We start from the raw sequence: 12,050 nt of genomic DNA, 5'->3' as shown, positions 1-12,050 counted from the left end.
AATATTCCTCACTGCTGCCTCCCGTAGGAGTTTGGACCGTGTCTCAGTTCCAATGTGGGGGACCTTCCTCTCAGAACCCCTACTGATCGTCGCCTTGGTGGGCCGTTACCCCGCCAACAAGCTAATCAGACGCATCCCCATCCATTACCGATAAATCTTTAATCCTCATTAGATGTCTGCTGAGAATACCATGGGGCATTAGTCTTACTTTCGCAAGGTTATTCCCCTGTAATGGGCAGGTTGGATACGCGTTACTCACCCGTGCGCCGGTCGACGCCTAAGAGAGCAAGCTCTCTCATCGTTTCCCCTCGACTTGCATGTGTTAAGCCTGTAGCTAGCGTTCATCCTGAGCCAGGATCAAACTCTCCATTGTAAAATATCTGTTTTCTGCTCCCTATACCAAAACGTAAAAAACATCTCAGAATAGGAAAGCAGGAGTTTATCTGATTCAGAACAACATCCTTCGCTTTATTGAAGTCTTCACCTGTACGTCTCAAAGAATACCATCTTCTGACGGTTCGTTCTTTTTACCCAAGTACTCATCTCGAAAACAAGACAAGCACTCGCTTCTTGTACTACTTCTCTGTCTATGAAAATCTTGTCAAAGATCGCTCTCTTTATTCCTCGCACCCGTTTCAACAGGCGCAGAAAACGCTACTTGAGAACCTTTGTCCTCAAAAGCGAGTGCAAAGGTAATGCAAATCTAAACAAACACCAAAACTTTTTCAAAGAAAATTCAAAAATAAAACATATTTTTCGATTTGTACAACAAAATAGACCTAATGACGATAAGAAACTATATTAACCATACGGGATTCCAAATAACAAAAAAATCACCTTAATTAACCCTTATACCTTAGTAATATAAAGACAGCTACACAAAACATCGCTATTCCATATCTATTCTATATTATTTTGACTTTATTAGCCTCAACGAGCTTATTTGAAGCATCCATATAAGCACGAGTCTCTCTAAATGTAATAATTGGCACAACATTTTCCAACACCTTTTTGTCAACTACACTTTCTTGAGGAGATACCATCAATATCGCTTACAGAATCAACTGCTATACATTCATCATAAGATAACTCGCCGACTTTACTATGCACATGCTGAAGCACCGTTGTAAAATCAAAATATTCTGGCAATTCAAAGTTATGAAACTGGTCGGACTGCATGATAAAATCAAGCGCCTCTTCTGAGCTCAACGATGTAATATATTTCCCGTTTTTAACCATTTTGGAGTTTACTTTTAAATAATGACCATACTAAATAACGTAAGTTTGGCGAATTTACGTTATTCAATTTATTAATTGTAAACTTATTATCGGCAACACCACTATGAGAAAAATATTCTGATAGATTGATAGGGAAAGCTGTCCACATACTTTCAAATACCCATTCGTATTTGTTTCATTATAAGATTGACGACATTATACTCGACGGTAAATTCTTTATTCTAAATTTATTATTTTCGATAATTTCCACTATGCCTTTTTCTTCAAGAGTCAGTAAATAGTTTTTCAAGAACTCCTGAACATTCCTATCGCTTGAAAAGTCTTCTATAGACCAATCACTTCCAAAGTTTCTATAAAACAATTCCAATTTGTATAGGAATTCCTCTTTCATTTTTCTATAAGTCTTCGCCATTTGCCTCATTATAACCATTCTCATAAAAGAGTATGATACCAAACTTATTATATGCTCGCTCATCAAGAATTATCGTCATCCAAACCCGCCTTTCTCCCATAGAATCAACCTCATCTTTACTTATTGTTTGAGGTTGTTGGAGAAAAAGACATTCAAATTGTTTGTTGTGGTATCTTATTTCATCGTGGAGATTCGTACCCTCTTCAATCGCTTGATTGTCCCTCTGCGAATAATATTTACCATTATTTTCAAATAGGGAAAGGAGATGATTATATGTATTAATGGTGTTTATATTATCCATTTCATCCGCATAAAGAACGGCTACTCGCCACACTTTATTACCATTTACATAAATATAAAGGGTAACATCTCGACCATTAAAGAGCCCTGTAAGGCAATCCTTAGCAGGATACCACGTAAATCCTTTCGCCTTCAACTTGGCAATCATTTCAGTTTTTGTTCCATCTACAGGTATTCCCATAAACTTTGTAACTTCTTGTTGCGCATACAGAGCCACAGATAGCACAAGCATACAAAAAAGGAATGCAATTCTTTTCATTGGGCAATCTATTGAATGTTTTATACTTAAGCAGTTATAATGATTTAGATTTTTATCTGCTACAAAATTATTCAAAATGTTTGATACCATCAAGAGAATTGGAATATATTTTACAATGAGTAGACTTAAAAGTGACATTCGATTATAAGTCTATCCAAAAGCATTGAGATTGCAAGCCGATTACATTCATTTTGTAGCACGATTAAGGTCATATTACACCATAATCAAGGCTATATTGCTCTTCCTATCTACATGTATTTATTAACAGCAATGCAGACATCTATGTAAAAGGGATTTGGGGAATAAGCACAGCCCCTCGACTATCGCATTGCCAGCCCTTACGTTTAAAAAGGGAATGCCACTTGGAAGCTATGCAGAAATTTGCTATATTTGTCAGCGAAAACCCATCAAAATGTTGATATGAAACAGATTCTAACACTTGTTCTCGCAGCTCTTTTTGGCCTCGGCGCATGGGGGCAGCAAAGCGACTATGCCAAATTTCAAACGTTGTTAACGCAGAAAGACACGGCGGCACTGCGCCAGTTCATCCCCAAATGGGAGCAAAGTGCCGGACAATCGGGCGACACCTATGCGGCCTGGTGTAACCTGCTGCTAATGGAAGCGCGGGAAGAAATTTTGCAACTCTCGGCCGACACAACGGTACATGAAGGGCTTATATTCATGGATTCAACGGGAAATAAGGCTGGAAGTATCACCGACCTGGTGTGCTATGATGCCGAGAAGATGCAAAAACTTTATCAAAAGTTTGATGAAGGACTGGCGAAATATCCCGACAGGCTCGATCTTTGGTTTGGCAAGGTTCATGTGCAGCTGCTCGATAACCATCCGAATGACGCCGTGGAGACCTTACAAAAAACCATCGACCGCTCGGTGGTTAACCATCAAAAGTGGCTTTGGACGAACGACAAATCCACCTCGCCAGCGCCCGAAGACTTCTTCTTCTCCACGCTGCAAGACTATTTCCGCCAACTCTACGATGCGAAAGAAGACACGACGAACATGGCTTTCGTCAATCATGTGCTAAAGAATTACCCCAAAAACACTTATTTTTTAAACGACAAAGCGGCGTTGTTGGCCGTCAAAGGTGAGAAACAAGAGGCCTTAAAAGTATTGCTGCAGCTCCATCAGTTAGCACCCCATGACGACATCGTGATAGCCAATATCGCCACCCTTTCTAAGAAGACCGGCAACAAGAAGCAAGCTACGGAATTCTACAAGAAGTTACTGAAGAGCGAAAACGAAAGTCTTAGGAATGACGCCAAGCGCGAGTTGGGATTAAAATGGTAATTCAACTGTGTATGGAAATGATGTTTAAGATAAAGGAAATCATTTTTGGGGGATTGAGCTTCATGCTTGTTTGGCTGCTGTTTGCCTGTCACCCTACATCCATTCGCCCAGAAGTTGAGCGCATCATTCTGCGGGTTGGCAGGTCTTACACACCAGGAGCAGTAGGCTATGAGGGGCGACTAACGCATCAAGATAAGATTATTGACACGTTGGCCAGTGTGGCTTCGATTGACGAGCTCTATCTATTGGCTTCCTCGGATAGCGTGCCCATGACACGATTAGCAGCTTTCATTGCCCTGATGCAGAAGCAGCCCGACATGGCAAAAAACCTCGCTTTGATGGACATGCAAGACCAAAGTTGTGTGCCAGTGCAATATGGTTGCAGTGTTTATCAGGAGCCGCTGGCCAATCTTCGCATCGAAATTCTCCAGCAGGAAGGTCGACATTACGGATTGACGAAAGCCGACTCAGTGGCTATTGACAGCTGTGTTCTGTTTGCCTCTCACGTCAAGCATCTTGATTATCTCCGACAGTTACTTCGCCGAATTCCGCCTCATCGCACGTATTATGCACGTATAAAATTCCTTTTCTTCAACGACCATTACATCGAAGCCTTGGTTGCTTTGGCGCGTTATCGCAGGGCTGAAGATGTGCAATATGTTTTGGATGCGCTCCATGGGAAGGTGAAAGATCCCGCTGATGTAGAGGCCTATTGGGAGGGGTATAACCGCATTCACACACCCAGCGCTACCCTTTGGGACAAGCTGCTGCGTTGGCTCCATTCCGAAAAAGCTGCTGATAAAGCCTACAAAGCGCCCGAGAAATGGTTTGATATCCATGCGCGATGGGAGTATTCGCCGGCAGATGACGACTATAACGATTGTCAGCGGGTGAAGGAATATGCCCTGCAATGCGTTGCCGAAAACCCTAATGTGCCGGCCTATCGCCCTTACCTCAAGGCAGCAAAAGCCTATCGCAACCATTCGCGCTTATCTGATTTTGACCTCGATGCCTATTGACACGAGAGCCAAGCGCACGTTTTCAGGATGTTTCTGCGGCCATCTTGTTCACGACTTTCTCCACATCGAAGCTACAAAAGGCCGAAAAAGCTGTGAAAAGCAAGAAAAGAGAATTGCAAAAGGCCAAAAAAGGCGGACACACCAATGTGTGTCCGCAACATTTTAGCCCCATCATTGCCCCATAAGGGCAAGCATTGCGCCGTTATTTCACTCCTTGCGGCGTGTTGCGGATAGGGTCATTATACTGCACTTGCAAGCCGACGAGTTGCTTTTTGAGCTGTTGCGTGAGCTTCTCCGTGCCGGGACGCCCATAAATGTTGTGCATTTGCGCAGGGTCTTTCTGCAAATCATAAAGTTCCCAGCTATCGATGTCGTTGTAAAAATGCATCAATGAGTAGCGCGGCGTACGAATGCCATAGTGCCGACACACCGAATGTTCGGCCGGATATTCATAATAATGGTAATAAAGCGAGTGACGCCAATCGCGCGGTGTTTTGCCTTGCAGCAAAGGCAACAGCGAGCGGCCTTGGATGTCGCTCGGCACTTTAACACCCGCCAACTCGAGAAAAGTGGGAGCATAGTCGATGTTCTGCACCATATCACGGTTCACGCCATGCTTGCCGCCAGGCATATAGATGAGCAACGGCGTGCGGAATGACTCTTCGTACATGAACCGCTTGTCAAACCAACCATGCTCGCCCATGTAGAACCCTTGATCGGATGTGTAGACGATGAGCGTGTTGTCTAAAAGCCCTTTCTCGCGCAGATAGTCGATGACACGCCCCACATTACGATCGACCGAGTGAATCACACGCATGTAATCGTGCATATAGCGCTGGTATTTCCATTCGGCAAGCGCATTTCCCGTGAGTTTGTCTGCTTTAAACTTCTTGATGATGGGGTCGTAATGTCGATCCCATTGCGCACGTTGCGACGGCGTCATGCGATTGTAATTTCCGCGTCCCCAAGCCTCTAACCCCGTGTTGGTGTGGATTTCGTTCTCATGGTCGGCCATCTTGTTGTCGTAGATGATGTCCATGTCTTTGATGATGCTCATTTTTTGCTTCTGCGCAGCGAGCCGTCCTTCGTAGTTATCATAGAAATTCTTAGGCAACGGATAGACCACATCATTGTAGAGGTCGAGATCGCAGGTGTCGGGATCCCAAACGCGATGGGGCGCCTTGTTGTGCATCAAAAGGCAGAAAGGTTTGTCTTTGTCGCGCTTGTGCTCCATCCAATCGATGGCCAAATCGGCAATGATATTGGTGACATAGCCCTGGCGTTGCAGCTTTTTCCCATTGCAAAGAAAATCGGGATTGTAGTAATCGCCCTGGTTAATGAGGATATCCCAATAGTTAAACCCGGTGGGCAACGAAGTCAGATGCCATTTACCAATCATGGCCGTCTCATAGCCTGCGCGCTGCAAGAGTTTAGGAAAAGTCTGCTGATTACCGTCAAAAGTCTTCGAGTTATCCGTAAACCCATTGGCGTGGCTGTGTTTTCCCGTGAGCATGCAGGCACGCGAAGGGCCGCTGAGCGAATTGGCCACAAAGCTCTCTTGAAACTTCATGCCGTGGTTAGCAATCCAATCAATGTTAGGCGTGTTGATGAAACGATTGTCATAGGCGCTGATTGTCTGATACGAATGGTCATCGCTCATGATATAAACGATGTTCATCGGTTTCTTTTGTGCATGCGCCGAAATACAGGCGCCCAGTGTAACCGTGCCCGTAAGGTAATAAAGAATGTTTGTTTGCATATTAATGAATTTGATTTTACAATAAATTATTCCCATCCAGGATTTTGTTTCCACAGCCCTTTGGTGAGTGAAAGCATACGTGATTGCAAAGGTAGTAAATAATCTCTATTTGGATTGAATTTCCACCCTGTTTCATAACCTACAGGATTAACAGGCAAAATGTAGCGATGGGCATCACCTGGCTGTCCTGACAAGTAAAGATTGTTGCCCGTAGGCTGGTCGTAAACCAAACTACTACCATACTTAGCATGATGTTCTAAGTTACTACCCACAAATAAAGCACCATGTGCTCGCTGTCCCACTATAAGATCTTCTGCAGCAGCCCACCGGAAAATATCATCTAATCGCCGCCCCTCACACGCTTGTTCTACACGACGTTCGCGCCGCACAGCTTGAATATACTTATTAAGATGACGGAAAGGATAATCGACTGAGGTGTTATATTCGCGATCGAAATCCATAGCAGGCATACCTACCCTATCACGTAACGGTTGCAAAATGGTGATGATTTCGTTGGCATGAGCATTGCCATCTAACTCGGCTAACGCTTCAGCATAATCCAATAACACATCAGCATAACGATATTGTATTGCTGGGGTACTACCCTTTCCTTCTTGGTCAAGACTACCCGTGTAATCAATCTGCACATACTTTAATAAAGAATAGCCCGTTTCGTTCTTGTGATAGCCCGATCCATTAAGCGGCGGAACAACATAAGGCCCTTGATCAGGACGCAGTGTTTGGCCTGGCATGCAAACGGTTTGTGACAAACGTGGATCACGTAAAGTTGGACTTAGTTCATCACCAAAAGTGGCTTTCGCCACCAAAACAGTAGCACCAACAAAAGGACTTCCTGCGCGAGTGAGGTAATCATCAACCAAAGAGGCTGTCACACCGCTACTTCCTCCGCCCTGGTTAAGGTAGCGATCTACGCTGTTGCCTACGTTACTCCCATCATATTTTTTAAACCACATCACCTCAGAATTGCTACTCAAATCCTCAGTTTGGAACATTTGTCGGTAATCGTTGAGCGGATTTCCTGTGTTATAAATACGCCATACCCCACGATCAACAATGGCTTTACAAGCGGCAACACATTGTTCTAAATAGTCTTTTATCTTCGCAGCAGTCACTGTTTTATCGTAAAAGGCATCGTTTTTGGCCTGATGATACTTCTCCCACGTTGCCTCATAGAGTGCTACTTCGCTTTTAAAAGCACGCGCAACATCCTTGTGTACGCGCATCGTTGCGGCATTATTCTGCAAGCTAAGAAGGTCAATGGCCTTGTCAAGATCGGATAAAATGTGGTCAACCATGGCTATACGCCCTTCTTGGGGAAGATTCATCTCGTTTTCATCGGGTGCAAGTGTATGGTCTAACCATGCAATATTGCCATAGTTCTTAAACAAATTGAAATAGAACCATGCACGGAAGTAATAGGCCTCGCCCACACATTGCTTATAGGCTGCGGCATTGGTATCCTTGAAATTGAGATTATTCAAGAAAAAATTCACATTCCGAATATCAGTATAGTAGGCCAACTTATTAGCATTGGCAAGTGTCAGACTTCCATTAAGGCGCGTATTTACAGCACCGCTCGCCATATTATCGCTATTCATGTCAATGCCGGCTATACCACCTCCACCCCACGAATTGAACTCTTGCACCTTTACACCTGATTCATAGAATTGGTCAAGGTAACCATTCATCTCGCCTAATGACGTAAATGGATTAACCGTTGAGAGCACTCCTTCCGGACTTTTATCTAAGTCGAAGCAACTTGATAGTGAGCTAATGGCCAGAAAAGCCACGCATATATATTTAAATCTCATAGCTTTTTTATATTAAAGGGTTAGAAATTAATGGATAATCCCATAGAAATTACTTTATTCATGGGATAGTTTTTACCACCTTCACTGGTGTAACCATTGGATGTAAAGATAACTTCGGGGTCAAACATCTTCTTTAATTTGGTGAGAGTTAACAAGTTTTCGCCCGAAAGGAACACCTTCACTTGTTGCACTTTCAGCTTATGTAACAAGATTTGTGGTAGGGTGTAGCTTAGTGTTAGGTTCTTCAATCGGCAATAAGCAGCATTTTGCAAGTATTGATCGGTAGGTTGATTTTTCACCTTTGATGCATAGGGGCGTACGCCACCCGCAGAATTTATGTAGGGCTTCGGGTAGTAGGCGTGTGGATTACTCTCGCTCCAATAGTCAAGATGTTCTTTAAATAATGTGACTTGCGCATAAGGTCCCGTTCCCCAAAAGTAGACACTACTCGTTGGATCCCAATCGCGTTTGCCCACACCTTGGAACATAAAGCTTAAAGACAGCCCCTTCCAACCAATCTGCCCATTAATGGTATATTGATAACGAGGGCTATAGTTGCCAATGACTGTCATATCACCCATGTCGCCAAGTCGGTTCTTACCATTGTTCACTTTTCCATCATTGTTTAAATCACGATAGGCCACATCGCCAGGAGTCCATTTCAAAGTAGAGAAAAATCTATTGTCGTGTGTGGCATTATAAGCATCAGCTTGTGCTTGGGTTTGCAATAAACCGTCTGTACGATAGCCCCAAATTTCACCCACATGCTTGCCTTTATACCAGTTTGTTGCAGGTGCAGTACCCGTAGGATTGGCATAATCCGTAACCACAGAGCGATAATCAGCAATTGAACCCCCTATTGAGTAATCGATATCTTTACCAATCCTGCCACGATAATTCAACGTAAGTTCCCATCCACGATCACGCAATGCTGCATTATTAGTTTGCGGAGCTTGCGCACCAAAGAAATCTGGAAAGTCCTCTCCAGGGCCTAACATATCTTTTGTTTTACGCTCATAAATATCAAAGCTACCCGTAATGGCATTTCCAAAAAGTCCAAAATCCAAACCGATATTCTTACTACTCACTTTCTCCCATGTAGTAACAGGATTGACAACAGCCGGTGCAATGAGGTGAGGATGACGTCCATCGGCAAAAAAATAGCGGCCTAAGTTGCTGAGTTCCATGGTCGAAGCAAACGTATAGAGTGATGCTCCGGCTTGGTTGCCTAACTTTCCATAAGATAGACGCAACTTTAATTGTGATATTTGATGGGTGAATTCCTGCATAAACTTCTCACGACCGATATTCCAACCTATAGAAACAGATGGGAAGAATCCCCATCGATGTCCCCGTGCAAAACGTGAAGAACCATCGTATCGGCCATTGAGTTCAAGCAAATAACGTCCTTGATAATCATAGTTAACACGCCCGAAGAAGCCACGTGTAGACCAACTTTTGCGAATGTCTCCAGGTTGTTTGTCACCCGTTCCCATTGCCGTGTTAGGATTCGTTGTAGAATAAAGACCTGAGATACCATTTTTCAGATAGTCTTCTTTGTTATTCTCTTCTTGGTATCCTGCCATCAAAACCACATTGTGCTGCTTGACAATCGTTAATGAGTAGTTGGCATAGAGACTAATGTTTTGATAATGTATATTGTAAGTTGAGCGCATATATCTCCCATCAGGAGTCACATTTAGCTCGTCTCGCACACCTTTTGATGTAGTCACACCATCAGCTGCATAGATGTCTGGGGCTACATTTTCCGCCTCATATCCTGTAGCTATGAACTTATTGGTGTAATCAGCGTTAATTATCAAGCCCTTTACAGGATTGAATTCAAAGCCTGTTGTAATGTCATAATGATCGCGTTTGGTACGTGTAAAAGTGCCACTTTGTAAATAGGGGATCATCGATAACTCCGTAAAATGGCCATGTGGGTCGACAACTGATATGGTTGGGCGGAAGCGGGCAAGCGAATGATAGAAGCCATCGCTAAGGCCACCTGTGCCAAAAGGCGTATTGTCTATCGAATGTACATACTTTAAATTTAGTTTTAATTTTAGCCATGGCGTAAGACGAGAACTGAGGTTTGAAACCAAATTCATGCGTTCAAAGTCCATCTTTGCATAACGCAGAATGCCATCTTCCTTAAAATAGCCGCCCGATACGTAATACTGCGCTTGTTTTCCGCCACCACTTAGACTCACATTGTGCTGCTGCTTAAATGCACGAGGCTTATAATGGAGTTTAAAATAGTCAACATTACCGATACCTTTTTCGGTATTCTCAAACGCAGGATTCATCGAAGCATTCGGAGATAATTCTTGCCAAGGATTTACACTTGACGGGTCATTCATGTATTGTTCAAGGAGTTTTATCTTCTCATCGCTATAACGTCGGGACGAATTAGCATTGGTAACTCCATCGTTCCACATACGGGCAAATTCAACCGCATTCACCATTTTGGGTAAAACAGTGGGCTTATTCCACCCAATGCTACCTTGATAGTTGATGTGCATCTTACCCTCTTCCCCATGTTTCGTGGTTACTAAAATCACACCATAGGCAGCACGCGCACCATAAATAGCACAGGCTGCGGCATCTTTTAAGACAGAAATCGATTCAATATCATTGGGATTTACATCGGCTAAGCTCATTTCTATACCATCGACCAACACATAAGGATGCCCTGTACCAGACAAATTGCCCTGTCCTCGCAATGATAATGCACCCGTAGCACCAGGCCTCCCTGAGTTATTGTTAGAAACTAACAAGCCGGGAACTAAACCTTGTAGGCTTTGTGATGCGTCAGTTACAGGACGCATAGCCAAATCGCTTCCTTTTACGGAAGAGACAGCACCGGTGAGATTCACCTTTTTCTGTACACCATATCCCACGACAACCACCTCATCAATAGATTTCGCCTCGTCCGAAAGCGTGATAACCATATTAGATTGGGCTTTTACCTCTTGCTCATTAAATCCGACATAACTCACAATAAGCATAGCCCCCGCAGGGACTTTGATTGAGAAATGTCCCGAAAGATCGGTCACAGTCCCATTATTTGTCCCCTTCTGTCGCACATTCGCTCCAATGAGAGGCTCACCTTGCATGTCATTCACTGTCCCAGTAATGGTGGAGGAGCTCTGTGCTCCCACACATAATGGGATGAATAGCAACATCAACAGCAGCATCCGGCCGCACATTACTTGTCTTTGTCTACGTCGTTTATTTTCCATATCATGTGAATTTAAAAATTATTAGAATTCAGTTTTACAAATAAATATCGCTTTATAATGTTTCTTGATACACACCATTTCTGCAAAATAGGAAGTAATTCTATCAAAAATGCCACGCAATTACAGAAAAGTTAACCATAAAGAGATTTGCTTCTCTAATAACAAGTCTTGATAACTCCAGTGGTTTTTCTTCACAAAACCACTATCACTGTTTCGTCTTAATACGTTTTCCATTGCCTTTTTAAGCATTTGTTAGGATTTGGTTTCTTAGAATGTCGTCGGTGCTAACCTTCGAAAACGACCCGTTCTATAACGGTTTGGTCAATAAATTCAATCGGTTATGCAGCAGAGAATACTTCTTTCGACTCGCCAAAGATAAGAATATTCTTAATGAGTGCAAAATTATTTGCCATAAACTTCATAATTATTTTTAGGAGAAAGGACACCAACCGTCTACGCACAATCTGCCCAAACGAAACCGTAGGGGCGGACATCCATGCGCAATACTCTCAAGCAAAACGCGTAGGGGCGGTGCCTGTGTGCCCGCCCGAACGTCCGCGCAGCGGCGTTTCCATACCAAAAATACATGCATTGTGTGCGGGGAATGGAACGATGGATGCGCCCTTGTAGGGCGACACGGGCGGGCACACAGGCGCCGCCCCTACCCATCTCCATCA

Annotated in this window: 9 protein-coding genes and 1 rRNA gene; 2 read left to right on the top strand and 8 right to left on the bottom strand. The window is 43.5% G+C overall.

From position 1 onward, the window contains the following. The 4 genes from HMPREF9431_RS11860 to HMPREF9431_RS11840 all read right to left on the bottom strand — a co-directional run. Window positions 1–373 (bottom strand): 16S ribosomal RNA (locus HMPREF9431_RS11860); the annotation flags it as partial. 641 nt (window positions 374–1,014) lie between these two features. After that, the gene (locus tag HMPREF9431_RS11850) at window positions 1,015–1,239 is read right to left on the bottom strand and encodes a hypothetical protein (RefSeq protein ID WP_004381576.1); all 225 of its coding nucleotides are present in this window, start codon (window positions 1,237–1,239) and stop codon (window positions 1,015–1,017) included. 178 nt (window positions 1,240–1,417) lie between these two features. Further along, window positions 1,418–1,630 (bottom strand): hypothetical protein, encoded by a 213-nt coding sequence (locus HMPREF9431_RS11845; protein ID WP_231287823.1) that lies wholly within the window; start codon window positions 1,628–1,630, stop codon window positions 1,418–1,420. 4 nt (window positions 1,631–1,634) lie between these two features. Then, a complete protein-coding gene (locus tag HMPREF9431_RS11840; RefSeq protein WP_040561718.1) occupies window positions 1,635–2,210 on the bottom strand; it encodes a hypothetical protein in 576 nt (191 codons plus the stop codon). 420 nt (window positions 2,211–2,630) lie between these two features. Here HMPREF9431_RS11840 and HMPREF9431_RS11835 point away from each other — a divergent pair, with 420 nt between their 5' ends. Both HMPREF9431_RS11835 and HMPREF9431_RS11830 read left to right on the top strand, forming a co-directional pair. Further along, window positions 2,631–3,518: a tetratricopeptide repeat protein gene (locus HMPREF9431_RS11835; RefSeq protein ID WP_004381573.1), complete on the top strand. Its 888-nt coding sequence runs from the start codon at window positions 2,631–2,633 to the stop codon at window positions 3,516–3,518. Between the two features lie 11 nt (window positions 3,519–3,529). Further along, window positions 3,530–4,537 carry a hypothetical protein gene (locus HMPREF9431_RS11830; RefSeq protein ID WP_004381572.1) on the top strand — a complete coding sequence of 336 codons (1,008 nt, stop codon included), beginning with the start codon at window positions 3,530–3,532 and terminating at the stop codon, window positions 4,535–4,537. A 202-nt stretch (window positions 4,538–4,739) separates the two neighbouring features. On the opposite strand, the gene HMPREF9431_RS11825 is transcribed toward HMPREF9431_RS11830, so the two are convergent. The 4 genes from HMPREF9431_RS11825 to HMPREF9431_RS13080 all read right to left on the bottom strand — a co-directional run bounded on the left by HMPREF9431_RS11825 (window position 4,740) and on the right by HMPREF9431_RS13080 (window position 12,023). After that, complete coding sequence (locus tag HMPREF9431_RS11825; protein WP_004381571.1) at window positions 4,740–6,296, bottom strand: sulfatase family protein; 1,557 nt, start codon at window positions 6,294–6,296, stop codon at window positions 4,740–4,742. 26 nt (window positions 6,297–6,322) lie between these two features. Beyond that, the gene (locus HMPREF9431_RS11820) at window positions 6,323–8,128 is read right to left on the bottom strand and encodes a RagB/SusD family nutrient uptake outer membrane protein (protein ID WP_004381570.1); all 1,806 of its coding nucleotides are present in this window, start codon (window positions 8,126–8,128) and stop codon (window positions 6,323–6,325) included. Between the two features lie 20 nt (window positions 8,129–8,148). After that, window positions 8,149–11,373 (bottom strand): SusC/RagA family TonB-linked outer membrane protein, encoded by a 3,225-nt coding sequence (locus HMPREF9431_RS11815; RefSeq protein ID WP_004381569.1) that lies wholly within the window; start codon window positions 11,371–11,373, stop codon window positions 8,149–8,151. A 509-nt stretch (window positions 11,374–11,882) separates the two neighbouring features. After that, window positions 11,883–12,023, bottom strand: coding sequence for a hypothetical protein (locus HMPREF9431_RS13080; RefSeq protein ID WP_155813037.1), 141 nt, complete (start codon window positions 12,021–12,023; stop codon window positions 11,883–11,885). Between the last annotated feature and the right edge of the window lie 27 nt (window positions 12,024–12,050).

The sequence above is a fragment of the Segatella oulorum F0390 genome, from assembly GCF_000224615.1.
GTDB lineage: Bacteria > Bacteroidota > Bacteroidia > Bacteroidales > Bacteroidaceae > Prevotella > Prevotella oulorum.
Note: the sequence above shows the minus strand (reverse complement) of the source record. Positions and strands in the feature narration are given on the sequence as shown.